Here is a 26,958-nt window from a genome sequence, read left to right on the forward strand (position 1 = left end):
TTCACTGTATTTTGCGGTAAGGGGCAAGGTCTTCGTCCATTCAATTGGCGAACTCTTCTGGCGCTTCCATCGGCTCCGTCGGTAGCGTAAAACTGAATTCCGTCCCGCTATCGGCATTCTGCTCAGCCCATATCCGTCCGCCGTAGTTCTCGACCAGGGAGCGGCAGATCGCCAGCCCCAAGCCAAGTCCGTCCTTTTTCGAAGTCTGGAAGGGGTTGAAAACCCGTTCCAGGTCGGCCTCTGGAATGCCCTTTCCCGTATCGCTTACCGTTACCAGGACATTTCCAGAATCAATTAGGCACGTGGACAAGTGCAACTCCCGCCTCGGCAGTGAAGCCATGGCATCGATGGAGTTTTTCATGAGGTTGAGCAATACCTGTTCGATTTCGATCTTGTTCACCCAGACCGGCGGCAAAACTGAAAAATGAGGGATAACGCGGATGGATTGATGGCTGATGTCCTGCGCCAGGAAATCGACACTGTCCTCGATCAGGTCGTTGATATCCAACATGGCTCTTTCGGGGCCCTGCTTGCGGATAAATGCCTTGAGGTGGCTGATGATGCCTCCCGCCCGTTCGGTCTGGAGATAGGCCAGTCTGACTGCTTTGCGGAGTTTCTCCCGGTCCCATTCAGCCAGCTCCATGCGGTGCAGGCAGCCGTCCAGGTAATTGCTGGCGGCCGTGAGCGGCTGACTTAGCTCATGCGCCAGCCCGGAGGCCATTTCACCGGCAATATTGAGCCGCCCGACATGCTCCACCTCCGCGCGCATTTCCTCGATCAGCTTCTGGTCGGTAATGTCTACACAGATACCGATAAAACCAAGAAACTCCCCTTCCGTGGTGAATCGCGGCTCGCCGGCGTCCCGTATCCAGCGGTAAACCCCGTCCTTCCGCCGCAGACGGTATTCGATCCTGAACTCGCGGGTCTCCTCAAACGCCCTGATGTAGGCGTCGAGGCAGCGCCCCCTATCGTCAGAGTGAATGAAGGCCATCCAGTTGTATCCTTGCGACTCTTCGAGCGTGAGGCCGGTGAAGTCGTGCCACTGCTTGTTGAAGAACCCGCAGCCTGTATACATCTTTCCCTTGTCGATATTGGCCATCCAGATGATGATGGGCGCATTGTCAGCCATGGTGCGGAAGCGTTGCTCGCTTTCAAACAGCTTTTTCTCCGCCAGCTTGATATCCGTGATGTCCCAGAACACGCCGATGACCCCCAGAATCTCCCCTTGCTCGTCCTTGAGAGGCGCCTTGGTGGTATGGACGAATCGCTCCTGTCCGTGCTGGACGTAGAGTTCTTCGAAGCTGCTTGCCTCTCCTGAACTGATGATGCGGCTATCGTCCGTGATATATTTTTCGGCCAGTTCCTCGGAAAAAAAATCATAATCCGTCTTGCCGACGATCTCTTCCGGCTTAATCCCCAAATCTGCCGCAAAAAGTGTGTTGCAGGCCGTGTAGACGGAATTCGCATCCTTGACGAAAACTTTCTGCGGCAGATTTCCCACCAGGGTCCTGAATTTCTCCTCGCTCAGCCGCAATGTTTCCTCGGCCTCCCTGCGCCGCTCCTCACGGGCAAAGTTGTCCAGGGCGATCGATATGTCCCGGGAAAGACTGGTTAACAGATTCGTCAGTTCCTGGTCGAAATAACCGACCTCATCCGAATAGACTGTCAGCGCCCCCACTATCCGGCCTTCTGCTCCCAAGGGGCACGAGGCGCTGGAGTGAAGCCCATACTTGCGTGCGTTTTCCTGCCAGGGCCGGGTGCGGGGATCCTTGAAAAAATCTTCGCAGACGTATTCCCTGTTATCGCGGATTGACATGCCGACGGGACCGCGGCCTTCCGGTTTGTCGGCATCGATGGAAACAAGTATGCCGTCCAGGTAGTCACGTGCCGGTCCGCTGGATGCGGTGACTTTCAGCGTTTGAGTGGCGTCATCCACCAGGCCGATCCACGCCAGTTTGAACTGGCCTGACTCAACGGCAATTTGGCAGATTTCATTGAGCAGCAAGTCGCGATCATTGATCCGTACAATTGCCTCGTTGGCACGGCTTATCGCGGAATAGAGGCTATTGAGACGCTTGATTTTCCGTTCGGCCTGCTTGCGATCGGTAATATCGCGAATAAACACGATGAATCTGCCACCCCGGATATCGAGGAAATGTGCGCTGACCTCGACATCGATAATCCCGCCATCCTTGCGGCGATGACGGGTTTCGAACAGGGCGCTTCCGCTTTCCCTGAGCGCCATGTTGTGCTGCAAGACATGTTCGGGCGATTCCAGGGCCTCCACATCATCGATGCGCATATTCTCAAGCTCTTCCACGCTGTAGCCGGTCATTCTGGAATAAGCGATATTCGCGTCAAGAAACCGGCCTTCGTACGCATCGACCACCAGGAAGCCGTCCGTCGTCGCCTGAAGGATGGCCTGATATTCCTGTTCGGCCTTGTTGTGCTCGGTGATGTCTTGCGTCGTCCCGATGGAGCGAAGCGGTTTTCCGTTCTGGTCGTAAAAGGTTTCGCACCATTCCCGGACATATTTAACCCGCTGCCCGGGAAAGAGCAGGCGGTGAACGATGCTGTACGGCGTCCGGTCCTTCACCGAGTCGGAATAAGCCTTGTCCACCATTTCCCTGTCGTCGGGATGAACCGCAGCCAGAAAAGCTTCGTAGGTTGCACCGAACTGGGTCTGTTCAATTTCGAAAATACGGTAATTTTCGTCCGACCAGGTCAGCACGTTATTGAGCAGATCCATTTCCCAGGTACCGATATGGGCCATCTTCTGCGATTCCTTGAGCATGGCCTCGCTCCTGCGCAAGGCATCGTCGGAGCACCTGCGCTCTGTGATATCGCGCAGAATGCCCTGAAGATAGACCTTGCCCTGCACTTCGATGACGCGGGCACTGATTTCCACCGGGAACGTCGAACCATCCTTGCGCCGCACGCTTTCCTCGACGCGCAGCTCACCCTTCGCCATAAGTTCAGCGAGCCTGACATTAACATAGGAAAGGTCTTGCTCAGGATCGCGCAAATCGGCGACCTGCATAGCCAGAAGTTCATCACGCGTGTAGCCAAACGTGTCCAGCATGCGTTCGTTGGCCTCGATAATGCGAGTCGTGTCGTCCGCCACCATGATCATATCGTTGGCATGTTTGGTCAGGAGTTCGAAATGCCTGATCAGCGCCTCCCGCTCGACCGCGGCATCGTGCTGTTCCTTGAGATAGCGGTAGCGGACCTGATAAGCCCTGAGCCAGAAATAAACCACCAGGCCGCCGATGAGCGCCAACGCCAGGCCCAGCGCCATCGACCATTGCTTGAGCCGGGCTACCGGGGCGAGAAATTCGCCCTTGTCGACCTTGCTCACGATAAACCACGACGTCCCCGGCACCTTGCGCATCGCCGAAACCACCTGAACGCCACGATAATCAATGCTGTCGATGCTGCTCGTTTCCCCCTGGATCGCCAATACTCCGGGCACTCTGGTGTTGGTCAGCGGCTGGCGCCGGGAAAGTGCTGCCCAAGGCCTGTGACGCAATTCACTCAGCACCTGTACGTCATCACCATCCCGGCGCACCAGCAAGCTCTCTGCACTCGGGCTCGGGTATGGCCAGGCGAGCATCAGCGGATAGAGGAAGTCGCGCGGGTCGAGCTCGAACACCGCCGAGCCCATTACACGGCTTCCGTTTCCCTCAAGGCTGACGAGCGGTGCAACAAGGTCTATCTTGACCCTGCTCAATTCTGCTCCACCCATGTGGATATCCGACAGAAACACTCGCCGACTGGTAATCGCGGCCTGCGCCATGGCGACATCATCCGCATCTTGCTGCTCGCCCGGCATGGTCGTAAGCCTCGCCACGCCATCCTTGTCGAACAGCGTGATGGATCTGTAGCCATTCACACGTTGCGTGCCGGCCAGAAATCGCAGGATTTTTTCCTTCCCTTCATGCGGCATGCCCTGTTCTATCCATAGACCGAATTGTTCCGGCAGGAGGGAGCCATTGGAAAAGCCCTCCCCTCTACGTATCTGCTGCTGCCTCCAGCCGTTGATTTGCCGCGCCTTGAGATCGGCGACCGCATCGAGATCCTGGATCTTGTCCTTCACGATCACGTCTTCGATTTGACGAAAGGCCTGAAAGCTGGTGACAGCAAATACCAGCGAAATCACGATGAATCCCAACAGCGGAATATAGGGTGCGAACTTGCGGACGGGCGCGATTCCGAACATACGGGATAAGGAAATCATGGCCACAATTTATTATCGTAACGTAATGCGCTGTTAAGCATCGGTAAAACCAGGAATGGCACGTAAGTCGGACTCCGCCGTGTGAAACGAATCGATATCAAAAAACTCTTTTTAGCATCATGTAGGGGATTTTACCCAGGCTCAATAGGGGTAATTACGTATACCCATAGGTGCACGAACAAATGGTTTTCAGTGAGCAGAAACCTATACTTGATCCACCGTAGAAATGGACGACGCATCCCATTCAATCGTGACCACGAACGAGGCAATACAACATGACATTTCCTTTTATAAACAAGGTCTCATCCATTCTTCAAGAGTTTTCCCTGGTACATCAGTTTTCCCTGATGCAACGCGAAATGGAAACGCTGGCCCGAGATGAGGCACGCTTCCTTGAAGTGACCGGAAACACCATCTCGCTGCTTTCCGCCCTGCAGGAAAATGGCGACTTCCAGCAGCGACGATCTTCGCAACCGATGACTGGCTTTGCGCATAAATCTACCAGCAACTAGACAAATCCAACTTTCAGATTAACAGGAGAACAGGATGCGCATTCTTATTGCAGAAAAAGACCCGAACGGACGCCGTTTACTGGAGCAGATGATGCGGATGGAGGGTTACGACGTGTTCGTAGCCCAGGGCTGCAAGCAGGCGAAAAGCCTGATCAGCGAAGTGAACCCCGACATCATCCTGATGAACGTATTCAGCCCGCTCCAATCCGGCAATGAACCGCTGGAACAGGTCAAAGTCTACTGCAATGAAGGAATGGAATCTGCGATATACGTGACTTGCATCGGACAATGCAACGAACTGAACGCGGACGAGGCGAGCGAGTCCAGCCACTCGCTGTTCGACCATCTGCCGACCCGCCTGAAAATCAACATCGTGGAACGCATCCAGCGCCTGTGCATCGCCCTGAAGCAACTCAAGCGCTGGCTGGTCTCGCAGACCGGCTTCAGCCTGGAAAGGACCTTCGCGCTGGAGGAACTGGAATCCTACGCACTTGCCCGGATCATGCGCTGCAGCTGAGCCGGCACAGAATGAAAGCCCGAGTCACTGTCATTACCATCGGCGTCGACGACCTGGAGCGGTCGCTGCGCTTCTATCGCGACGGCCTGGGCTTGAAGACGGAAGGCGTTTTCGGCAAGGAATTCGAATATGGCGCAGTGGCATTTTTTGACCTGCAGGCCGGCGTGAAACTCGCCATCTGGCCGCGCAAGAGCATCTCGCTCGATTCGGGCCTTCCCCTGAGCGGCCCGAGTGCCACCGAATTCACGCTCGGGCATAACGTCTCGTCCAAAGCCGAAGTCGACGAGGTGATGGAGCAGGCTAAAACCGCCGGAGCCGTCATCGTAAAGCCCGCGGAAGCAACCTTCTGGGGCGGTTACGCCGGTTACTTCCAGGATCCTGATCAGCACTTGTGGGAGGTCGTATGGAATCCCCAGTGGGCATTCCCGGATTAAGGCGGGCAAACTGGACCCCGACGGCTGAAAGCTGAAGGCTGACAGCTGATAATGCTCAGCATCCGCAATCTCGGCAAATCCTACCTTGGCCCCGGAATCCGGCAGGTGCTGCGCGATATTTCGCTGGACGTGGCACGCGGCGAATATGTCGCGATCATGGGCGAATCCGGCATCGGCAAGTCCACCCTGCTCAATCTCGTCGCCGGGCTTGAACCGCCCGACACCGGTTCCATCCGGATCGACGGCTGCGAAATCGTCGGTCTCGACGACGACCGCCTCACGCGCCTGCGGCGGCAAAAAATGGGCTTCGTGTTCCAGGCATTCCACCTCCTGCCCTACCTCACCGTCGCCCAGAACATCGCCCTGCCGCTGGCCCTCAACAAGGTGGCGGCAAGCGAGTCCGGCCTCCGCGTGACCGCGCTGCTGGCGGCAATCGGGATGAAGGAACGTGGCGACAGCTATGCCCGCGAGCTCTCCGGCGGCGAGATGCAGCGCGTCGCCATCGCCCGCGCGCTGGCGCACCGCCCGCAGCTCATCCTGGCGGACGAGCCCACCGGCAACCTCGACCCGGCCAGCGCCGCCCAGGTTCTGGCGCTGCTGCGCGAACAGGTGACGACAAGCCACGCGGCGGGCATCCTGGTAACCCATTCCGCCTCCGCCGCCGCCACGACCGACCGCACCTACGTGCTGGGCGCGGGTGGGCTTTTTCCCTCGGCTTCGCCATGAGCGCGCTCGCCATCGTCCGTGCTGTGCTCGGTCCCATCGCCGACCATCCCGGGCGCATTTTCCTGAGTCTGCTGGGGATTGCGCTGGGCGTCGCGCTGGGTGTTTCCATCGATCTCATCAACCGCACCGCCGTGGGCGAGTTTTCCCATGCGGTACGCAACATCTCGGGGCAGGCCGATCTGACGGTCCGGGGGCCGGCCACAGGCATGAATGAAAATATCTATCCGCGCCTGGCGAACATGGCCGAAATCGCGCTCGCCAGTCCCGCCGTGGAGATCGAGGCCAGGCTGCCGGGTCGCCGCGATACGCTCCGCATCGTCGGTCTCGACGTATTCCGCGCTTCCCGGCTGTTGCCGCTGGCTGTCGGAAGCGCACAGGGGACTTCCGCCGGCACGACGCTACTCGACCCGAACGCAATCTTCCTCAGCGCCGCCGCTGCGCGATGGCTCGGCGTCAGCGTGGGCGAGACGCTCATCCTTCAGGCCGGGCTAGGCACGGTGCGCCTGCGCCTGGCGGGAATTCTTCCGCAGGAGAGCTATCGCCAGCGCCTGGGCGTGATGGATATCGGTGCAGCCCAGTGGCGTTTCGATTCCCTGGAACGCATCAGCCGGGTCGATCTGCGGCTGAAGGCCGGCGTGCCGGTGGAGCAATTTCGCCGCCGACTGGAAGCGCTGCTGCCACCCGGCATCGAGGCCATCGCGCCTGCCGCCGCCAGCACCCGCGCGGCGAACCTGTCGCGCGCCTACCGGGTCAACCTCGACGTGCTGGCGCTGGTCGCGCTGTTCACCGGCGCATTCCTGGTATTCACCACCGAGGCGCTGACGGTACTGCGGCGCCGCCCCCAGATCGCCCTGCTGCGCGTGCTCGGCGTCACACGCGGCGCCGTGTCCTGGCTGCTGCTGGCCGAAGGCGCCGCGATCGGCGCGGTCGGCGCGGGGCTGGGCATCGCGCTGGGCTATGCTGCCGCCGCGTACGGCCTGCACCATTTCGGCGCCGACCTCGGCGGCGGTTATTTCGAGAGCGTGGTGCAGGTATCCGAGGTCGCGCCGGGCGACCTCGTGCTCTACTTCGCGCTCGGCACCGGCGCCGCCATGCTCGGCGCCCTGGTTCCGGCACGTGAAAGCGCGCGTACGCCGCCCGCCCAGGCACTCAAGCCAGGCGACCGGGAACGCGCGCGCGCCAAGGGCGCCAGCGCCTGGCCGGGGATGGTGCTGCTGGCGCTCGGCGCGGTGCTGATCCCGTTGCCGCCGCTCGGGGGCTTGCCGCTGTTCGGTTATTTCGCCATCGCCCTGATGCTGCTGGGCAGCGTGCTGCTGATGCCGGCGCTCGCGGCGCGCAGCTTCGCCTGGCTGCCCGGCTCGCGCTACGTGCCGCTCCACATCGCCGCAGCGCAACTGCGCGGCGCACCGGGACGCGCCGCCATCAGCATGGGCGCGATCCTGGTGAGTTTCAGCCTGATGGCGGCGATGGCCATCATGGTGGGATCCTTCCGCCACTCGGTGGAGCGCTGGCTGGAAGAAATCCTGCCAGCCGACCTGTATGTGCGCGCCGCCCAGGTGGTGGAAAGCGCATTCATCGGCCCGGAAATACAGGCGCTCATCCTGCAGACGCCCGGCATCCGGCAGGTGGACTTCCTGCGCAGCAGCGACCTCCTGCTGCGGCCGGGTTTCGCGCCCGTGACCCTGGTCGCGCGCCCCATGGCAGGGCGGGACGTTCGCAGCATTTTGCCGTTCACCGAACTCGGCGCCCCACCTGTTCAGGGCGACCCACCACCGGTCTGGATATCGGAAGCGGTCGTCGATCTCTACGGCTACCGCGTCGGGCAGCACATCCAGCTCCCCATCGGCGGCGCGCAGATGCAGTTCACCGTGGCTGGAATCTGGCGCGACTATGCCCGCCAGTCCGGCGCCATCGTGATCGACCGCGCGCGCTACATCCGGCTCACGGGCGACCGGCGCGCCAGTTCTGCTTCGTTGTGGCTCGCACCCGGCGTATCCCCGGCAGCGGTTGCGGCAACGCTGCGGTCACGCATTCCGGGCGGGTCGCTGCTCGAAATCGCCGAGCCCGGCGAAATCCGCGTGCGGAGCCTGGAAGTGTTCGACCGCAGCTTCGCGGTCACCTACCTGCTGGAGGCGGTGGCGGTGCTGATCGGCCTGTTCGGCGTCAGCAGCGGTTTCGCCGCCGAGGCGCTGGCGCGCCGCAGCGAGTTCGGCATGCTGCGCCACATCGGCATGTCGCGCCGCCAGATCGGCGCCATGTTCGTGCTGGAAGGCGCCCTGGTCAGCACGCTGGGCGCGGCCGCCGGCCTGGCGCTGGGCTGGCTGCTCGGGCTCATCCTGATCCACGTGGTGAACCGCCAGTCCTTCCACTGGAGCATGGACCTGCACCCGCCCTGGGCTTTCCTGCTCGCACTGGCGGCGACGCTCGTTGCCGCCGCATCGCTCACCGCCATGGCCGCCGGACGGCGCGCGATGAGCGGCGATCCCGTGCATGCGGTGCGGGAGGACTGGTGATGCGCGCCCTGCTTCGGCTGCTGCTATTGACGGCACTCTGGCCGCTGCTGGGGTCGGCAGCGAACATCGACCTGGCGCGCGACGCCGGCAGCCACCCTGCCGCTCGCACCGAATGGTGGTATGTCACGGGCTGGCTGCGCACCGAAGAGGGCAATGCGCTCGGCTTCCAGGTCACGTTTTTTCGCAGCCGCACCACGGGAAACGATGCTAATCCCAGCCGTTTCGCTCCACGCCAGATCCTGTTCGCTCATGCTGCCATAAGCGACCCGCGCCTCGGCCATCTGCTCGGCGATCAGCGTGCGGCGCGGGCTGGTTTCGGGCTGGCCGAGGCACGGGAGGGAAAAACCGAAGTCTGGATCGACGACTGGTCGCTGCGCCAGGCTGACGACGGGGACGGCTATACGATCCGACTCCCGGCGCGGGAATTCAGCCTGGCCCTCGTACTGAAAACCACGCAAGCTCCCCTGTTGAACGGCCCCGGCGGTCTCAGCCGAAAAGCTGCCGAACCTGGCGCCACCAGCCACTATTACAGTCAGCCCCAACTGCTGGCCAAGGGCACCGTCGCACGCGACGGGAAAACCTCTCCCGTCACTGGCAGCGCCTGGCTGGACCACGAATGGTCGGACAGTTACCTGGAAGCGGATGCGGTCGGCTGGGACTGGGTCGGCCTCAACCTGGCCGACGGCGGCGCCCTGATGCTGTTCCGCATGCGCGACAGGAACGGCGGCACACGCTGGGCCGGCGGCAGCCATCGCAAGGCGGATGGGTCGGTGACCTTGTTCGAACCCGGCGACATCCGCTTCACGCCCCTGCGGCTGTGGCGCTCCCCGCGCAGCGGGACGAGCTACCCCGTTGCCTGGCATATCGACGCCAAGGGTCTTGAGTTCGACCTCGAGCCCATGATGGACGACCAGGAAAACGATGCCCGCGCCACGGCAGGAACGATCTACTGGGAGGGCGCAGTGCGAGCCCTTGCAACCGGCAGGGAAATCGCCCGCGGCTACCTGGAGCTGACCGGCTACTGGCTGCCGCTCAGGCTGTAACCGGCGAATGTGCCCTACCTCCCGAAATACAGTGCATTCACCCGGAGATTATGCAATTCCCCCCACAGCCGACATTGCAATTCCGGCTTAAAGTTTGAAGCATGTATTAGTGGGTTTTCTAACCGGAGCCATGCATGTCTCATTCGATCTTGCAGCGAAACGAGGCGCCACATATTGTCACCAGGAATTCGCTGGGCCGCGCCATCGAGCAAACTCTGCACCAGTGGGTGGATGCGATCAACGCCATCGCCAGTCCGATCTTCATCCATGACCAGGAATGCCGCATCGTGCGCGCCAACCGCGCCTACGCGGCGCGTGCCGGATTGAAGCCCGGCGAATTCGTCGGCAAGCCATACTGGGAGGTCTTCCCCAAGGGAAAGGGCCCGTTGCCCGGCTGCGTTCACGCTTACAAAGAACATCAGACCGATGAAGGCCGGGACGAAGTCGTTACCGCCGAGGGCAATATCTTCCTTTCAAATTCCTTCGTCATTCGCGACAAATTCGGTGAATACCTTCATTCCGTGCACGTCATGGAAGACATTACCGAACGTTACAGGGCTGAAGCGCAACAACGGATTGCCTCCCAGGTTTTCAATTCCACCGCCGAGAGCATCATGATCCTCGATGCCCGCATGTCGATCATCGATGTAAACCAGGCCTATACCGCCACAACCGGCTACTCCCTGACGGAAGTAGCCGGGCGCAAGCCGTGGCATATCGAGGCGATGGTGGACAAAACGCTATTCGACTCGGTCAGGAAAACACTGCGACTCTGTGATCACTGGCGCGGAGAAACACGCAAGCAGCGCAAGAACGGGGAAATCTACCCTGCCCTGCTGAATTTCAGCGTGGTGCGGGACGCGCGCGGCAGGTCCTGCCGTTATATCCTGATGTTCAACGACATCTCGGACCTCAAGGCAACCCAGGAACATTACGAATACCTGGCAAACCACGACCGCCTGACGGGGCTGCCCAACCGCAACCTGTTCTATGACCGCCTCCAGCACGGCCTGGACAAAGCCATGCGGAGCAAGGAAAAGCTGGCAGTGATGTTCATCGACCTGGACAACTTCAAGAACATCAACGACACCATGGGCCACGAAATGGGCGACCTGGTGCTATCGCAGACAGCCGAGCGCCTGCGCGCCTGCACGCGCAAGGAGGACACCATCGCACGGCTGGGTGGGGACGAATTCACCGTGCTGGCCGAGGATCTGCATGATCCGGTGGGCGTGGTTTCATCCACGGCAAGCCGGATCATCGAAATGCTGGCCCAGCCCTTTCATTTCGATGGCCAGGAAGCACAGGTGAGCGCCAGCGTGGGCATCGCCCTTTATCCCGACAACGGTCCGGACCTGCAAAACCTGCTCAAGAACGCGGATGCCGCCATGTACCAGGCCAAGCTGACGGGAAAGAACAATTACCAGTTTTTCACCGAGTACATGAACGTCAAGGCCAAGCAAAGAGTGCAAATGGACAGGGATTTACGCCATGCGCTGAAGAACGGCGAACTGTTTCTCGCCTACCAGCCGCAAATCGAGCTGGACTCGGGCCGCATCATCGGCGTGGAAGCCCTGTTGAGATGGCGCCATCCCCAACTGGGCCTGATACCCCCGCAGCAGTTCATCCCGGTGGCGGAATCCAGCGGGCTTATCCTTTCCCTCGGCGATTGGGTCATGAACGCGGCATGCAACCAGATCGCGGAATGGGAAAAGCGGGGAATGAACGGATTCCGCGTTGCGGTCAATCTATCCGCACGGCAGTTTCGCCATAATCATCTGGCGGAATCCATCCGCAACATCATCGCGGAAAAAAATGCCGATCCCACGCTTCTGGAAATCGAACTGACGGAAAGCGCCATGATGGACGACACCGAACAGGCCAGCCGGACCATGCATCAGCTGAAGGATATGGGAATCCACATTGCGGTCGACGATTTCGGCATGGGCTATTCCTCCCTCAATTACCTCAAGCGTTTTCCCATCGACTCCCTGAAAATCGACGGCAACTTCATCCGCGAAGTCGCCTCCAGCGAGGACGACGCCGCTATCGCAACGGCCATCATCACCATGGGACACAGCATGCAACTCAAGGTGATCGCCGAGGGCGTGGAAACGCAGGAACAGTTGGGGTTCCTGAGAGCGCGCGACTGCGACGCCGTGCAGGGTTTTTTTATGAGCCACCCCATGCGGGCGGAAAAGATGACCGCAATCCTCGGTGTCGATCCGGGGTGTTTTGCGGCTACGCGCGAAGATTGAAAATCAGGCATCTTGGCTTTGTCGCTTTGAACGCCTGTCGAGTTTTTTTACACCCAAGGAGCCAAACTCGGCATCACTCATCTAATCATATGATTTATTGTTGTTTATAACCAATGGCACAGTTATTGCAAAATACGCAATACCCGACCATTTTACTGGGAGTAATTATCATGATTAAGAAAATTATTGCCGTTGCTGGACTTGCGATGTTCAGCCAAATAACGAATGCGACGCCGATTTCCAATAGCGCAAGCGGGCTCGCATCACCTCTCTCAACCATTACATTCAACGAGCATGTGCTGGCCGCCGACGCAGCCGTGACAAATGAGTACTCTGACCTGGGCGTGATTTTCTCTCCGAATCTCTATTACTCGGCCCAAACGGGTTTTCCGAACATCGATGGCAATACCCTTACAAACTTCACTGATTCTGGTAGCGGCCCGAGTGTATTCCAGTTTTCGCTCAACTTCCTGGCCAGCCAGACCGATGCCGCTTTCGCGATGGTCTCGAATGGAAGCTCGTGGGACTTTGAAGCGCTGCTTGGTGGTGCCGTCGTTGAAACCTTTTCCACACTAGTAGACACATCGGCGTTGGATTTTTTTGGCTTCACGGGGATTTCCTTCGATGAAATCAGAGTCACGTCGTCCGTAGAAGACTTCATGATCCTCGACAACCTGCAGATAGGCAACGCAGTACCCGAGCCGACCTCAATGGCGCTATTGGGACTTGGCCTGGCCGCCCTGGTTGTGGCGAGACGGCGTGTCAAATGGGCCTGAGCCGCGAATTAAACGCGGGGCATCATGCGCCCCGCAGTAAACTGAATTTCTCCAGCTCATCCCATCACTTCATGGGCGGCTCACCCTTGGTGAAGCTCAATTCGACCGTGATGGCGTCGCCGTTCTTGAGATCCTTGACCGATGGCGGCGGGAAATGCAGCGACATGTCCGCCATCCCGCTCTTGAGTACGAGCGTACCCTTCGCATGATCGATCTTGTCGACAGTGCCGGACATCCTGTGTTTGCCCATCATCATGCCGTCGCCCTTCATTTTTTCCATGCCCATCCCGGGACTGCCATAGTCCGCAGCCTGAGCGCTAACGGCGAAGTTGGCCGCGAACAGGCCACTTATCAGAATTATCGAAAATTTCCTCATGCTCGATCTCCTATTAAAAATCCCGCCTTGCGCGGGAGTTGAAAATGGCTCTTCAGACGTGCCTTACTCTGCCTTGTGCGAAAAGACAAGGCATGAGTTCATTGCCAGTAAAGCCTGCAGACCTTCAAACGAAAATCACCAGCAACAAGAAGAACAGGTAGAGCATCAGCGCCAGAATGCCGAAACCCGGCACCGGCTGTTTAGGGCTTGAAATAGACGAAACGCGTAAATGGTCCATGATGTTTGATCCTTAACATTCGGACTCGACAATTCAAGATGCATGCCTGAGGCAAATTCAAGAAAAACCGGCATTCCGACTGAACTCTACTCGTAATGTCGCGCCCGTCCTATTAGGGAAAACCTGTAGATCAGGGTACAGGGGACTTGTAATTCACCCTGCCCACACGGGGCGGAGCTGGCACAACGACATTCAACATTCAACTCGATGGGAGCATGTTCCGTATTTCCTCCACCAGCTCGTTCGCCGTCGCAAATCCCTCGATCCTGATCCAGGGCTTGCCGGGAGCCGCGCGCAAAAAAGTGACCGGGGTGTGGTTCATCTTGTCGCCGCGGTAAGCGCCGAAGGCCCGCTGCGCTTCGACACTCGCCGCGAGCGTGCCGGTATAGTGCTGCCATTCCGGCCCAGCGCCATATTTTTTGGCGTAGGCAGCCAGCCGCGCAGGCGTGTCTTCCTCGGGGTCGATCGAGATCGACACCAGATGCACCTGGTCCCGCTCGTCACCGAGTTTTCGCTGCAATTGCGAAAGGGTCTGGCTGACCAACGGGCAAATCGCCGTACAGGTCGTGTAGATGAAATTCAGGACCACCGGGCGCCCATCGTTCAACTCATCCTGCAGCGCAACGCTCTTGCCGTCTTCCCTGACCAGTTCGACATTGGGAACGGTGTATTCAGCCATGCGTCGGGTTGTCTCAGGCATCTGCATCATGTGATGGTGAGCGTGCGGGTCATGCATCTCCGGCATATCGTCGGCTTGCGAGACGGCAACCAGCGGGCCGAGCGTGCCGGCAACAGCCAGCGCCGTGGCGCTGACGAGGGTTTTGGCAAATGTTTTCATCTTGATCTCCCCGAAAAGCTGTCAACAATTTTGTAGGCTGGCGGTGAGCAGCGCGAACCCCACATATCCGAAGCGCCCAAACGCGGGCTTCGTACCTCACCGCCATCCTGCGGTATCGCAACACTTCAACTGTTTAATGGCCGATTCAGTAACGAATATCCAGTCCTCGGCTCACGGCACAACCCAACCGCCGTCAGCAATCAAACGCGTACCCTGAGGCTCCGAAAAATGGACGACATATCCGCCTTTGGACGCGAAGCGCTGGCCCTGCGCAAGCGTCAGGTGCGGGTAGTAGCCGGTAATGATGCGACGGTCGATCATGTCCTCGACGCGCTCGACGAGATAGTCGGGGACAAAGGTATCGGCCATATGTTTGAGCGTTTCGGCGAGCAGGCCGCAGGCAAGATAGGTGTCCACCTGCACCTGCTCGGCGACGACAGGAATCTGGCGGATGCGGAACCAGCCGAGAGCATAGTCGACGGGGACGCGCCGCCTGTCCGGCAAATCGAAGGTATAGGCGAGTTGCGCGCGGCTGCGCCAGCTCGGCGGCAGCGGGGAACGCTCGAGGCCACCCATCAGCCCCGAAACGAACACGGCGGACGGCGCGGGCGGCGCCTCGCCGAGCGCGGCGATATCTGACGGGCGCAGCCACAGGACGAGCGCATCTGCGCCTGAACTCTGGCGCACTGCTTTGGCGACGCCCTCCTGTCCAGGCGCATTCGCCGCAATGACCTGGCTGCGCACCTTGACGCCATGGCGCTCGAGGGACGCGGCAAGCACCTGGGCACCCGCCTCTCCGCTGTCTCCGGCGCGATATATCTGCTCCACCCGCTTTGCTGCCTTGCCGCTGCCCTGCCTGAGGATGCTGTTTGCGATCAACTCAGCTTCAAGCGCTACACCCTTGGAAAAATACAGGGAATAAAAGTCGCGATCGGCGTTGGCCGGCGGCGCCTCGACATTCGGAAACAGACACGGCACAGCCTGGCGCTCGCAAAATTCGTGGACCGGCGCCCAGTTCTTGCCGCCCAGCCCCGACACCACGGCCAGCACCGGTTCCTTTGCGAAATGCCGCTCGAGTTGCCCCTGCCACGTCTCCGCCGGGCCGGTCAGTCGCCAGACATGCAACTGCCAGAGGCGATTTACCATGAACATCATCTTGCGCGATGTGCGCAGGCGCGGCGTCGCACCGATCGGGAACGTGTTCTTGTCGGCGAAGTATTGCTTGAGGACGTCGAGCATGCCCTGGGCCTTAACGGGATCGGCATCCGGCGTGATGATGGTGGCGAAGTGCAGCACCGTGTCGGTCACTCCGGGCGATTTGCGCTGGTTGAGGCTTTTCAGGTAGCCGACGAGCGCCGTCATGTCGGCATCGCTCAGCGCAAAGTGCGGCATCAGATAATTAAGCGGTTTTCCTTCGGAATCGAGGCCATCCCGAATTGCCCTGGCGAGGGTCGCATCGGTGAAGGGATCGCGATCTGCGCGCATGCTCTCGACGTAGGGCAGATCGAGATCCTCGGCACTTGAAGCGCGCGGATGAAAAAGATAGCGGCCGGTGATCGGCGGGATGGAGATGAACCCTTCCTTGGATCCGAAGCCGCTGCGCCGGTGACAGTTAACGCAGGCGGCATCCTTGCCGGCGAGGTGCACACCGGCCGCACGTATCGCATCTAGCTGCTTGCCTGACCCGAGTACGCCATGCCGATAGATTGCCTCGCCTACACTGTCTGTCGGTTCACCCCGTGCGTGGTCCATGAGCGCCGCCAGCACAATAAACAGGAGGATTGCGGCGACGGCACGAACAGGCGCGGCTGCGCGCAGAGGCCGCAGCATGGAACGCATACCCATGCCGGACCGGGCGCGCACTAATGGGCAACCCCCGAGCCGGTGAAAATACGTGGATTCGATCCCGGCAAACTCGTGGGTGTGGATGGCGGCTTGCGGATCGACTGGGGCGCTACCATATTGACCGAAGCCGCATTAGGCCGCCCCGGCACGCTGGGCCTGGCAAATATCTGCTCTTCCAATGGTGGGTTCAGCAAGACCTTGTCGATCACCATTTTGTCTGTTGCCTTGGCTGTGTCCGCGCCGCTTTCGATCATGAGCGGCATCTGCAATCCTTCAATCGTCCCGTAGTTGCGGTAATAAACCGACACCGTGCCCGACTGTCCGGAAGCGCTGCGGGACTGGCGATCGTATTTGACCTCCAGGAAAGTCTCCGCGTCGACCCACACGTGGTTACTGGCACCTGAAGGAAATTTGACGCTCAAACGATAGGCCTTGTGCCCCTCGACGTCATCGACGCCGTCCAGCGCCACTGCTATTCCCTTGGCCTGATAATCCATGAGCGGACCGCCAAAACTCTCCTGCCCGTTCTGCGCAGAACGCAGTTCCTCCGCAGTGTATTGTTCCACCACAGGCATGACGTTACGCGCCGGACGCAGTTTCCAGCCATGGGTGCCGTCATAGATTCGCACCCACACCTGGTTTTGTGACTTGATCTGGAAACGCGTCTTGTTGGGGCGTTTCTGCTCAAGGACATATGGCAGACTCGGCGCGTTTGCATTGGGTCTTTCGATGTGTCCGACCCACACCATGCTCTGGATCTTCCGCCACGCCTCCAGGCCCCCTCTTGCCGCGACATTTTTCTCGATGATCTGAGCCGCGGTCAGTTCAGGCACGACGTCAGGCACATTCGCAACAGCAACTGTCGAAAGCCAGCACGCCAGCACACACGCAGCGATTTTTCTCATGGGCGCTGCTCCGCCTGCTGGCTGCTCACCTTGGCCATGGTCGCCAGTTGCGGCTTCGCGAACAAGGCGCCCTCCATCGGCTGGTTGACCGCCACGCGTTCGATGGTCATCTTGTGAGCCTGCTTGTCTTTTTCGACCACGGTTTCCACCAGGTGCGGCACGGTCAACCCGTTCACGCTCTTGTAGTCGCGAAAATAAATGGCGACGTTGCGCAGCTTGCCGTCCATTTTCCGCGGCTCACCGTCCATTTTCACTTCCAGGAAACGCGCCCCATCGATCCAGATATTTCTCACCTCGCCATTTTTCATGGTCAGCTTGAGTTTGTAGGCGTTGCGCCCCTCCACGGCTTCCGTTCCCGCCAGTTCGACCCTGGTGCCCTTCTTGGCATAATCGATCAGCGGGCCATCCAGCTCCTCCCATGCCGCTGCCGCCTTGGCCTCGGCCGGGGTAAAGGGTTCGGCGTCATCGCGCCCGAGGAAAGGCCGTACCTTCCAGCCTTGCGTGCCATCGTAGACCTGCACTGCCGTCTGGTCCTGGAAATTAATCTCCAAGCGGCTCATGTGCGATCGCTTCATTTTCATCACGAACGGCAGTTCCGTATTTTTCTTGCCGCCTGCCTCGAGCCGGCCGGACAGGGTCAATGTGCTGACCGCACGCCAGGCCTCCAGCCCGCCACGGGCCGCCACGTTCCTGTCGACTATCTGGGTTGCTGTCAGCTTGACTGCCGGTGCACCATCGGGTGAACTCTTGGGCGCCACGGCGGCCGATGCCGCGAATGAAATCAGGCTAAATGCCAGGAAAAGAATTCGTTTCATGTTCATACCCTCCGTTATATGCACCACGTTTTCGCTCTCGCGACGTCACTCCACCATCAGCCCGTCGGCGTGAAAGGAACCGATGACTACATTGACGCGATCTCCAGGCTTGACCAGACTGCCCTTGTTGGAAAACACCATCCAGTACTCCTTGCCCGCTTCACCGCTACCGGTCTGACGCAACTGGCCAATCTTGTCCATGACCGGAATATGCAGCACCGCGCGGCTGCGCTGGCCATACAGCAACGGTGTTGCGAGCTTGTCACCGAGTGCCTTGGAACGCGCGGGGTCGGTAACGCGGTAGCTGAAGCGGATCAGGTTGCCCGATGCGGTCTGGCGCACCAACATGTTGTCGACGCCCCAAAGCGCCTGGTAGTAGCCCATGGCGCTGTCCGGCACACCCGGGCGATAGGGAGAGGCCTTGTGCCGCGCGATGGGGGCTGGAGTCTTTGTCGCCGCTGCATTCCCCTGCTCTTGAACCGATTGGGCCAGACTTGGCAAGGCGAAAAAACCACCTATGAGAACCCCTGCGAGCAATTTAATGCCGAATTCTGAACTTCTGAACATTGGTTTGATATCCTGCATTGCCATGTAATTCTCCATTTAGACTGGTGCTTGACCAGGCTGCGGGCGCCCTGACAGGTCGCCCGCAGATTTGCCGATTTGGCACTGCTCAAGTGGCGTTGCCGCCCCGGTATCAGTTAGCGTAATTCAACAGCCCCGATATCGTATCCACCACGTTGCGGCCGCGGGGTACCGAAGAAGTCGTGGTTCGGTGCACCGGTTGCGGTTGCAGTATTGATCGCCGGCGAACCAGACCCGATCGAGTAGTTCGCAAGCGGTGCCTGCGGCGTGCCAGCGGCTGCAATGGCGGCATTGATCAAGGACAGCGGACCGTAACCCAGGTTGATCCAGTTGTTGCCTTCGTCGACCGTCGCAGCCACTGTCAACTGGTTCAGCGCAAATACCACGGGCAGCCCGGTGAATTCCGAGCGTCCGGCCGGCGCGTTGTAGCCCTTGCATCTTGGTTGGTCTACTGCAGCAACTCCGGTGCAATTTTCCGGCGGAATGCGTGCGCCATTGCAGTACTGGCTCACCACCAACGGGTCGCCGCCGAGGTTGTTGTTACCCGTGTAGGCACCGCTCGACAGGATCGAGTAACGCGGCACAAGCCTGGCATCTGTGCTGCCGTTGCCAAGGAGCTGGTTGCCTCCTGCGGGACTTGTGTCACCGCGCACACCGATGTCCCAGTAGTTAACAGGGCCACCACTGCCAGGCGCGCCGACATCGGTACCCTGCGTAGCGCATGCACCAGTCGCTGTTTGATTCAAGGCGGGCACCAGGGTGACCACAGACTGCTGCGCCTGTTGACCAGTGCCCAGCGCACCCACCTCGACGTGGAACGCGCGGTTGTGCCACAACACGTTGTTGTCCAGCAGCGGGAGGGATACCTGACGGCACGCGCCATTGGCCAGCGTGCTATAGCCAAAGCCCGTTGGGCAGACCACGTTCGCCGGCAAGGCGGCTGTCATGTTCGGCGTGTTCTGCATCGTCACCACACCGGCAGCCTGATTGGTCGAGGTCTTGACAGGATTGGTGCAGCTCGGATCCTGCGGCTGTGTCGGGTCGCTGACCGGGTTGCAACCCGGTGGTGGCACGGACGCCAGGGGCGCGCCAAGGGTGTTGAACAGCACCCCCGCCGAAGCCGTGGTGTCGTTGTTGATCACCGTGTTGTTGATGAATTTGACCCTGAACGCGTCCTGCATCGACACGCCGCCGCCGTCCCATCCAGCCACGTTGTTGGCGATGATGTTGTTGCTCACGGTGACATCGTTCCATCCCGGACTACGTTGGGCTTGAGGCCCGACCGCAACCCGGTTCGGACGGGTGGGGAAGGCAACCACATCCTGGCCATTGACCATTTGCAGACGCAGGCCGCCACCAGTACCGCTCTCCGCACTGTTGCCGAGGATCAGGTTGGCGTCGATCAACAGGTTGCGGCCGGTGCCTTCGGGCAGCCCCGGTGCGCAATCCAGGTCTTGCAGCGCGCCGCACTCAAGGCCAGCGTTGGGGCCACTCGCGATAATCCGATCCGGCGACGCCCCCATGACTCCGATGCCGCCGCCATTGGTCGGTATGGTCGGGCTCTGGGTCTGGTTGAAGAGGATCCAGTTGCGCGCCATGGTGCCGTCGTTGCTGAAGCCGGAGTGCGAAACACCGCCGGAGTCGCCCGTGCTCAGGTTACCGCACACCCAGTTGTTATTGAACATGTAGCCGTCGGCACCGGGGCTGAACGTGACGCCACCAGCCGCCGAAGGCGTGCCCGAATACAGGGCGTCACCAGTCGATGCGTTGGCGGTGACCGCGTTGTGGTGCACGTGCACGTTGCGGTTGAAGCCATAGCCGAGCTGGGTACCGATCGGCGTGTTACCCGGAACCGGGAACGGCAGGGCCACGAAATCGGGATCGTTCGCAGCGAGCACGATGAACGGGTCGGGGAACTCGCCGGTACCGATGGTGATGCCGCCCGTCAGCGTGCCGTGGTTGCCATGAACCCGGGTGTTGGACACTTCCAGGTTATGGGTCCAGGCATGCGCGAAGACCGCACCGCCACCCTGCGAGCTGTTGATCACGCTGATACCATCGATACGCGACGGGTTGCACAGGAAATTGGTGCTTTGGTACTCGCGCCAGAACGCTGTGCCGCTGGCCGGGTTGGCGCAGTCCGCATTGGCATTCAGGTACCTGTAGTCCGCCGGGAATCCGCCTGCTGTCGCAGCGCCGAATTGATCGGCTACGGAGGTGCCTGGCGACATCCACACGCCTTTACCGAGGACCGTGACGCCCGCACCTTCATAGGCACCCATCAGCGTGGGTTCCTGCAGCATCTGCGCAAGGTTGCCGTTGCCGAGGACGTCCCAGCCGAGGATGGCCTCGAAGTCGATGCGGTCGACGTGCTGACGCATCGAGTTGGGACAGGTGTAGCCCAAGCCGGTCGGATCGTAGGGGTTGCTCGTGGTGATGGGTTGGCCGTTCAGCGACAGGCCGAACAGGCAATTCAGTTGCCGACGCCAGGCGTCCATCTTGCCCGCGGGATGTGCGTCCGCGTTGATGATGACGGACTCCGCGCCAATGCCTTGCAGCCGCACCGGTTTCCACATCAGCAGGTTCTCCTTGTACGTACCGGGACCGACGATGATCAGGTCGCCAGGAACGGCCCTGTCGATCGCTGTCTGCAGCGGGTTGGGCTGGATGTGGCCGAACGTCGTAATGCTTGTGCTGGTCGGCGTCACGTAGGTCGGCGCCTTGCCGCCAATCGTCACGGTGACCGTGTCGATGGATTGCTTGCCATTGGCAGCAGTGATGACCAGCTGGGCGCATCTCATGGTAGCCGGTGCATTACGTTGCTGGATCGCGCAGGTCGAGGCCGCTGGAGGAATGGTTGGCACCGTTCCCGTGATCGTTCCGTCGCTCCAGCTTACTCCCGTCAGCGGACGGGAAACGCCGTCGCTACCAACAAGAGCCACGGTCCCGGCTGTGCTGCCGAAGCCATAGTGCCGCGTGATGAACTTCTGGTTGAACGGCACGGCCGTGGCCATCGGACCGGAATAGGCGTTGTTGAGCACTGACTTGTCGCCCAGGGCAGTGATGGTCAGGGACTGTCCGGCTGTGCTAACCCAGGGGCCAGCGCCGCCACCGCTTGCTGTACCGGTCACCGACTTGATCGCAGGCGTCGTATCCATGTATTCGCAATCCGGCAGGTTGTATCCAGCCGCAGAGGCCATGGTCGGGATCACCGGCGTGTCCAGATATGACGTCTGTCCTGGCATGAACGTCCACTCATAGCAGAAGTTGCTGTACGCCGGGTTGTACATCGGGTCGGTGATCGTCTGGCCGGGATGGGCCGAGTCGGGTATCGGGCCCGGATCGTTCATGCAGGCGATCATCACCTGCGGAACATAACCGCTCGGACTAGGCGGATTGACCGTATAGCTCGAGAAGGTCATGCCATTGAAGTTGCCCCACTGGTCTGCATAGACGCGCGATATTTCCTTGCCGGAAAAATCACGGAACGCAACCGGCACATTGGGCACCGCGAATTTCTCGCCGAACTGCGGCGAGAACGGGTCGAACTCGGACGCGAAGTCGTTGGTGATCGTCCCGGCGAAACCAGCAGCAACGTGCGTCGAGTTGAAGAGGTAGAACTTCGCCAGCGCCGTCATTTGGTCGCCGAGCGCAATCTCCTTGCGGTCGCACAAAGGCCGTGTCGCACCCGCGAACGGTGCCGCTTGGCCCGCACCCGGGAACAGGCTGTTGTAGTCGGGCACGATGCGCTTATCACCAACGCACGGCCAGAACACTTCGACCGAGCCGGTGTCGCCTTCACGCCGGGCTACCGCACCGTTGTTGGTGGTCGACTGGATCGGGTTGGTCGGGTTGTAGAAGGCGTTCATCGCCGCCTGGTCAGGCATGATGAAGATGTTGCCGAAGCCGGCGAACTGCTGCGTGACCGGCGCGATAAACGCGTCGCCAAGCAGAATGTTCTTGTCTTCCTCTTTCACCAGTTCATAACCCTCAGGCACGATGACTTCGACGACGTACTTGCCTTGCGGCAGCATCGGCGCGTTGTAGTCAAAGTCGGTTGCCGCAGCAAACGTATTCGCAACGCAGCCGGTGCAGTTGGTCGCGGTCGGCTTGCCGGTGACCGGATTCCTGGCCGTCACGCTCGGGAATTTGTACATCCCGTTGTAAGGCGCCGGCTGGACCTGGTTCAGCATCGACCAGCCGTCATAGCACTTGAAACGGCCCTCATAGGGCAGCGCCGTAGTCGGATTCAGCGCCTGGGTGCCGCCTTGCATGGTGAAATAGAATGGGCTGTTGGTTTCCTGGCCCGGGCAGTTCATGTTGGGCTTGCCATCGCTGCGGAAGCCTTGGGCAAAATCATCCCAGCTGCTCGTCATCGTGGTATCCACGAGTTTGAGGGTCTTGGTGCCGTCCGGCCCGGTGTCTTCCCGGTACAGATTGACCTTTACTTTAGCGATGCCAGGTTCCCAACTCAGTTGCAACAGCAATGCCGGATCGTCAAACGGACGCGTAGAGGTATAGATCACATGGCCCTTGATACCGCCGTTTTCGCCTGGGGCAAAGGGCTTCATCGCAAATTCGATAAAGCTGTTCTGGCCCAGCAGCCCTTGCCAACCCTGGGTGGATGCCCATGGCGGATCGACGCGGCCGCTTGAACCGGGATTGCCGGCTGCCGGGTCGAAGCCGGGATCAGCAAGAGGACAATCGGCCGAAGCGCAATAACGTGCCCCCGGAACTCGCAGGTCCGCAGGCAAGTGGGCGGTAGGCGATTCGATGGTGTTCGCCATGTGGTTCGCGATAGTCGAGCTGCCGCCACCAGTGGTGCCGTCGACCGGGCCGCCGGTGTCATAAACGACGTGCACGCCTGACAGTTTGTAGCGCGCGCTATCGGTATCGACCACCAGCCAGTTCAGGAACGGGAAGACTTCGTTGAACCCCGCATAGCCAGACAAATCGGTATTGTTGAAACCGGCATAGCTGCCGTCGCGGTAGCGGATGTTGTACGGAGCCAGCGGCAGACCGGGCTCGGATTCCTGCGACACGCCGTCGCCGTTCTGGTCGAGGAATACGCGGCCATACAGGTTGGTGCGCCATTGCGTCACGGGAATCTCAAGAGGCGTGCCCGCGCTGCTTCCAGGCCCCGTGCTCACTGCCTTGATCGGCGTGGACAGGCCGTCGACGAGCAGGTCGTTCCATTGGTCGAAGACCGTGACTCTCAGGTTGCCGAGGGGAATGCCGGTGAACGAGAAGGTCCCATCCGGGTTGCATTTGGTGAACGCGAAGTCGTCGCTGTCCGGCGCGCCCAGGCTCACGTAGCATTGTGCGAAGCTGTAGGCGTCATAGCTGCCGCTGCTGTAGACGCGTTGATCCGGCGTGCGGCTCATGCGCGTGCTGGTCACCATCCCGTAGAAGTTGCCGGTGCAGTTTCCTGCTGCCGCACAGATGACATTCTTGCGGTCATTGATGATCTTCGGGTTGGCGAAGCCGACGGCGACGTGGTAGCCGCCAGGCCCGAACTCCTGGAAGTAGGCAGGCTCGCCGGCCTTGATGAACGCCTCGATGGCCTTGGTGCCGTCGAGCGTGTTGGTCTGCAGCCATTCTTCGCCGCGCGCAATCCGGTCTGCCCCCGGCGTCGCCACGACTTCATACAGGCCGGGGTACATATTGGCGATGATGGCGTGCCCGGCAAGCGGCGACAGGGTCGTGCCGTCCGACTCGTATTTCGGACAAGTCACAATCATCCCCACCAGCCCGTCGGTCTTCTTCGAAATCGGGCAGGCATCGAGACCGGTGCTTGGGTCAATTGTCCCAGCCAGTGAGTTGGACACCGGCATGCCGAACATGTCGTAGGTGATCTGTCCGGTCGAGTCGCCCATGGTGCCTGCCTGGTCGAGCAGCACGAGGCTGAAATCACCCAGGCCGGGCTCGTTGGGCGCCAACACGTCGATCCCCCCGCCGGTATCGACCTCGCCGTTGAGCGGCGCATCGTCCTCGAATACGACCACTGCGATCTTCGCGGATTCGAGCGGCGTTTTCTGCACGAACACATTGACGGCAGTCTGTCCCGCAGCGATCTGCGCGCCGCCCATGGTGTGACCGTCGCTCCCGTCAACGACCGGGTTGGCGCCGTCGCCCGGCAGGACTGAGATGTAATAGCGCTTCAAGGGGTCGAGATGGGCGAGGCTTGGCAAGACTTCTGTCTTCGCCGTTCCCAGCCGGCACGCACCGTTGCCGACGTCGCACACAGCGGGTTGCCCGAGCAACGTCTGTCCCGATTCGCACGAAATCGCGCCAACACAGCCCTGCGCCACCACCGGCATGTTGCTGGTGTGGAAGTTGATGGCGAGATTACGAACTGCAGTGGTGCTGCTAGTAGTTTCGATCTTGGGATCGATCCAGATGCTGCGGTCTTCCTGGATGATCCAGCGGTAGTCGGTGAGCACCGCTCCGGTCTTGCCATCCTGGACCGTGACGGCAAGGTTGCTGGCAGTGCCGAAACTCACTGTTGCCGTGGCCGCTCCGCTGGCCGTGTTTTGCGAGTTCACCGCGGTATAGGTGAATGTGCATGACGCGCCTGCCGCCGTGGCGGTAAACGAACCGTCCGGGCTGAGTTGCACGCTGCTGCAGTCACCGGCGCCAGCCAGCACCGCCTTCAGGGGGTAACCGGAAGGGTCCGTATCGTTAGCCAGCACACCTGGCGGACTGATCTGCAGGCGCGAGGCGATGTTGCTGGTGTAGTTGTCAGCGACCGCCGTTGGTGCGGCACCGAGGCATGCGCCGGTACAAGCGGCCAAGGTGACAGTTGCGGTCGTACCTGATGAACAGGTCGTCCCGCTGACTGTCCCGTTGGCGCAATAGCTGAAGGAGTCTGAAGTCACCCCTGTGCCGGGCGTATAGGTGAAAGTGCCGTCAGCATTGAGGCTGAGTATGCTGCCAGCGCCTGTCGGTGTGGTCAGCAGTTGCACGCCGTACACGCCGGTATCGTTGGCGATCAGCCCCTTGGCCGGTTCGGCGACAGCAAGGACGTTACCGGCGACGAGCGAGTAAGTATCGGCACGAGCGACGGCTGCCACTGATGCTGGCGGAGTACCTCCAGCTACACTGATGTAAGTCTGCATACCGCCGTCGCGCTGGTTGTTGGTCGACAAGCCGAGCGCACGGTCGAACACCGCGTAGGTGGCCGCGCCATAGGTTCCGGCTGCGCTCTGCTTCGGCTGAATCGTCACGTCGTAAGTCTTGCCTGCGGCGAGGAACACCGAACTCTGTACCTTGGGAACGCCCGGCAGCTTGTTGCCGTCCTCGGCCAGCAGCGTCATGTTCGCGCCGACGACCGAAGGAATGTGCATGCGCAGGCCCGCATTGACAAAGCGCAGCATGACGCGCCCCTGAGTAGCGGACGCTGGTACCGAGAGCGCCGATGCAGCCGAATTGCTGCGGTCGAACGACGTACCGTTGATCAGGTAATAGCGCGGGTCATAGTTGACCGCGGGCGGGTAGCAGGTGTGCACTGTCGGGTCGCCGCATTTACCGGTTTGGCCGCTCCACACCAGCGCGTCGCTGAAGCCGGCGGTTCGCACAGCCGTATCGACCGCGGTGTTTTGCACCGGATCGATTTCGCTCAATAGCAGCGCGACATCCTTATCGAAGGTCTGTCCATACGCCTGGGGTACTGCCACTGTCACCAAGGGATCGGTGACCACCAGCACGCCGTACATGCCCATCGCCCCCTGGATCGACGGCTGCGTGCCTGACTCGATCAGGTAGGTGCCGGGGCGAAGATTGTTCCAGGTCAGCGCAGTCGTCGCTCCTGCCGCGACTTCAGTCGCGAACGAGCGCACACGGTCTGCCTGGGCCGGGGGTGTAAATACCGGGTCACCCGGATTGGTTGTCCCCAATGTTCCAGGCCACGTTGTTCCCTGCGGTGCATGCACCGGGCTGGGCATACGCGTCGGTGCGCTTCCCAGGCCACCACCGAGCTGGCCGACGATAACCAGCGAGGTCGGCACCGTATTGGTCCCGGCACCCGCGGTAAAGCTCAGGTTGTTCGTCAGATTGATCGTCAGGCTGCTAGTCGAGGGAACTGTGATCACCACCGGTGACCAATTCCCCGCCGCGTTCGGATTCGAGGCTGCACAGGTAGCGCTCCCGGCGCTTGCAGCAACCGCACCGCAGCTGTAGCCCCACATCGGCACCGCTTGCCCGTCAGGCAGCGTGGCTTGACTGGGCGCCGCCGTCAGATTGACGGTGTCAGCAAGCGCAACACCGCTCGCTAGCAGGAGAATGGAGGCGGCGAGTCCAGCCTTGATCAGGCTCATCTTGGTCATATTGGCTCTCATAATA

The 26,958-nt window shown here is 60.4% G+C and carries 16 protein-coding genes; 8 read left to right on the forward strand and 8 right to left on the reverse strand.

The window, feature by feature from the left end:
* Positions 1 to 40: 40 nt before the first annotated feature.
* Positions 41 to 4,219 carry a PAS domain S-box protein gene (locus SKTS_RS12600; protein WP_173065494.1) on the reverse strand — a complete coding sequence of 1,393 codons (4,179 nt, stop codon included), beginning with the start codon at positions 4,217 to 4,219 and terminating at the stop codon, positions 41 to 43.
* A gap of 293 nt (positions 4,220 to 4,512) precedes the next feature.
* Here SKTS_RS12600 and SKTS_RS12605 point away from each other — a divergent pair, with 293 nt between their 5' ends.
* The 8 genes from SKTS_RS12605 (at position 4,513) to SKTS_RS12640 (ending at position 13,016) form a co-directional block, all read left to right on the forward strand.
* A complete protein-coding gene (locus tag SKTS_RS12605) occupies positions 4,513 to 4,749 on the forward strand; it encodes a hypothetical protein (RefSeq protein ID WP_173065497.1) in 237 nt (78 codons plus the stop codon).
* Between the two features lie 34 nt (positions 4,750 to 4,783).
* Entirely contained in the window at positions 4,784 to 5,266 is a 483-nt protein-coding gene (locus SKTS_RS12610) for a response regulator (RefSeq protein ID WP_173065501.1), read from the forward strand.
* A gap of 11 nt (positions 5,267 to 5,277) precedes the next feature.
* Positions 5,278 to 5,700 (forward strand): VOC family protein, encoded by a 423-nt coding sequence (locus tag SKTS_RS12615; RefSeq protein ID WP_173065504.1) that lies wholly within the window; start codon positions 5,278 to 5,280, stop codon positions 5,698 to 5,700.
* A 51-nt stretch (positions 5,701 to 5,751) separates the two neighbouring features.
* Entirely contained in the window at positions 5,752 to 6,426 is a 675-nt protein-coding gene (locus SKTS_RS12620) for an ABC transporter ATP-binding protein (protein ID WP_173065507.1), read from the forward strand.
* A 23-nt stretch (positions 6,427 to 6,449) separates the two neighbouring features.
* Positions 6,450 to 8,939, forward strand: coding sequence for an FtsX-like permease family protein (locus SKTS_RS12625; protein WP_244617331.1), 2,490 nt, complete (start codon positions 6,450 to 6,452; stop codon positions 8,937 to 8,939).
* Positions 8,939 to 9,982: a lipocalin-like domain-containing protein gene (locus tag SKTS_RS12630; RefSeq protein WP_173065513.1), complete on the forward strand. Its 1,044-nt coding sequence runs from the start codon at positions 8,939 to 8,941 to the stop codon at positions 9,980 to 9,982. Before SKTS_RS12625 ends, SKTS_RS12630 begins: the two co-directional genes overlap by 1 nt.
* 134 nt (positions 9,983 to 10,116) lie before the next feature.
* A complete protein-coding gene (locus SKTS_RS12635) occupies positions 10,117 to 12,240 on the forward strand; it encodes a sensor domain-containing protein (protein ID WP_173065516.1) in 2,124 nt (707 codons plus the stop codon).
* A 170-nt stretch (positions 12,241 to 12,410) separates the two neighbouring features.
* On the forward strand, positions 12,411 to 13,016 hold the full coding sequence (locus SKTS_RS12640) for a PEP-CTERM sorting domain-containing protein (RefSeq protein ID WP_173065519.1): 606 nt from the start codon (positions 12,411 to 12,413) through the stop codon (positions 13,014 to 13,016).
* 64 nt (positions 13,017 to 13,080) lie between these two features.
* Here SKTS_RS12640 and SKTS_RS12645 read toward each other — a convergent pair whose 3' ends face one another.
* The 7 genes from SKTS_RS12645 to SKTS_RS12675 all read right to left on the reverse strand — a co-directional run bounded on the left by SKTS_RS12645 (position 13,081) and on the right by SKTS_RS12675 (position 26,942).
* On the reverse strand, positions 13,081 to 13,392 hold the full coding sequence (locus SKTS_RS12645) for a hypothetical protein (RefSeq protein ID WP_173065522.1): 312 nt from the start codon (positions 13,390 to 13,392) through the stop codon (positions 13,081 to 13,083).
* 437 nt (positions 13,393 to 13,829) lie between these two features.
* A complete protein-coding gene (locus tag SKTS_RS12650) occupies positions 13,830 to 14,468 on the reverse strand; it encodes an SCO family protein (RefSeq protein WP_173065525.1) in 639 nt (212 codons plus the stop codon).
* A gap of 171 nt (positions 14,469 to 14,639) precedes the next feature.
* On the reverse strand, positions 14,640 to 16,307 hold the full coding sequence (locus SKTS_RS12655; RefSeq protein ID WP_173065528.1) for a cytochrome c/ABC transporter substrate-binding protein: 1,668 nt from the start codon (positions 16,305 to 16,307) through the stop codon (positions 14,640 to 14,642).
* Between the two features lie 23 nt (positions 16,308 to 16,330).
* Positions 16,331 to 17,218, reverse strand: a complete 888-nt coding sequence (locus tag SKTS_RS12660; protein WP_188200229.1) for a LolA-like protein — start codon at positions 17,216 to 17,218, stop codon at positions 16,331 to 16,333.
* Positions 17,215 to 18,033 (reverse strand): outer membrane lipoprotein-sorting protein, encoded by an 819-nt coding sequence (locus tag SKTS_RS12665; RefSeq protein WP_173065531.1) that lies wholly within the window; start codon positions 18,031 to 18,033, stop codon positions 17,215 to 17,217. Before SKTS_RS12665 ends, SKTS_RS12660 begins: the two co-directional genes overlap by 4 nt.
* A gap of 45 nt (positions 18,034 to 18,078) precedes the next feature.
* A complete protein-coding gene (locus SKTS_RS12670; protein WP_198420361.1) occupies positions 18,079 to 18,600 on the reverse strand; it encodes a hypothetical protein in 522 nt (173 codons plus the stop codon).
* Positions 18,601 to 18,734: 134 nt separating this feature from the next.
* Positions 18,735 to 26,942 carry a choice-of-anchor Q domain-containing protein gene (locus SKTS_RS12675; protein ID WP_244617332.1) on the reverse strand — a complete coding sequence of 2,736 codons (8,208 nt, stop codon included), beginning with the start codon at positions 26,940 to 26,942 and terminating at the stop codon, positions 18,735 to 18,737.
* Between the last annotated feature and the right edge of the window lie 16 nt (positions 26,943 to 26,958).

This window comes from Sulfurimicrobium lacus (assembly GCF_011764585.1).
In the GTDB taxonomy this organism is placed as follows: domain Bacteria; phylum Pseudomonadota; class Gammaproteobacteria; order Burkholderiales; family Sulfuricellaceae; genus Sulfurimicrobium; species Sulfurimicrobium lacus.

Bases quoted from the DNA above. Each gene is read 5' to 3' on its own strand.
- SKTS_RS12600 (WP_173065494.1), bottom strand. From the start codon at position 4,219: ATGTTCGGAATCGCGCCCGTCCGCAAGTTCGCACCCTATATTCCGCTG.
- SKTS_RS12605 (WP_173065497.1), top strand. From the start codon at position 4,513: ATGACATTTCCTTTTATAAACAAGGTCTCATCCATTCTTCAAGAGTTT.
- SKTS_RS12610 (WP_173065501.1), top strand. From the start codon at position 4,784: ATGCGCATTCTTATTGCAGAAAAAGACCCGAACGGACGCCGTTTACTG.
- SKTS_RS12615 (WP_173065504.1), top strand. From the start codon at position 5,278: ATGAAAGCCCGAGTCACTGTCATTACCATCGGCGTCGACGACCTGGAG.
- SKTS_RS12620 (WP_173065507.1), top strand. From the start codon at position 5,752: ATGCTCAGCATCCGCAATCTCGGCAAATCCTACCTTGGCCCCGGAATC.
- SKTS_RS12630 (WP_173065513.1), top strand. From the start codon at position 8,939: ATGCGCGCCCTGCTTCGGCTGCTGCTATTGACGGCACTCTGGCCGCTG.
- SKTS_RS12635 (WP_173065516.1), top strand. From the start codon at position 10,117: ATGTCTCATTCGATCTTGCAGCGAAACGAGGCGCCACATATTGTCACC.
- SKTS_RS12640 (WP_173065519.1), top strand. From the start codon at position 12,411: ATGATTAAGAAAATTATTGCCGTTGCTGGACTTGCGATGTTCAGCCAA.
- SKTS_RS12645 (WP_173065522.1), bottom strand. From the start codon at position 13,392: ATGAGGAAATTTTCGATAATTCTGATAAGTGGCCTGTTCGCGGCCAAC.
- SKTS_RS12650 (WP_173065525.1), bottom strand. From the start codon at position 14,468: ATGAAAACATTTGCCAAAACCCTCGTCAGCGCCACGGCGCTGGCTGTT.
- SKTS_RS12655 (WP_173065528.1), bottom strand. From the start codon at position 16,307: ATGCGTTCCATGCTGCGGCCTCTGCGCGCAGCCGCGCCTGTTCGTGCC.
- SKTS_RS12660 (WP_188200229.1), bottom strand. From the start codon at position 17,218: ATGAGAAAAATCGCTGCGTGTGTGCTGGCGTGCTGGCTTTCGACAGTT.
- SKTS_RS12665 (WP_173065531.1), bottom strand. From the start codon at position 18,033: ATGAAACGAATTCTTTTCCTGGCATTTAGCCTGATTTCATTCGCGGCA.
- SKTS_RS12670 (WP_198420361.1), bottom strand. From the start codon at position 18,600: ATGTTCAGAAGTTCAGAATTCGGCATTAAATTGCTCGCAGGGGTTCTC.
- SKTS_RS12675 (WP_244617332.1), bottom strand. From the start codon at position 26,942: ATGACCAAGATGAGCCTGATCAAGGCTGGACTCGCCGCCTCCATTCTC.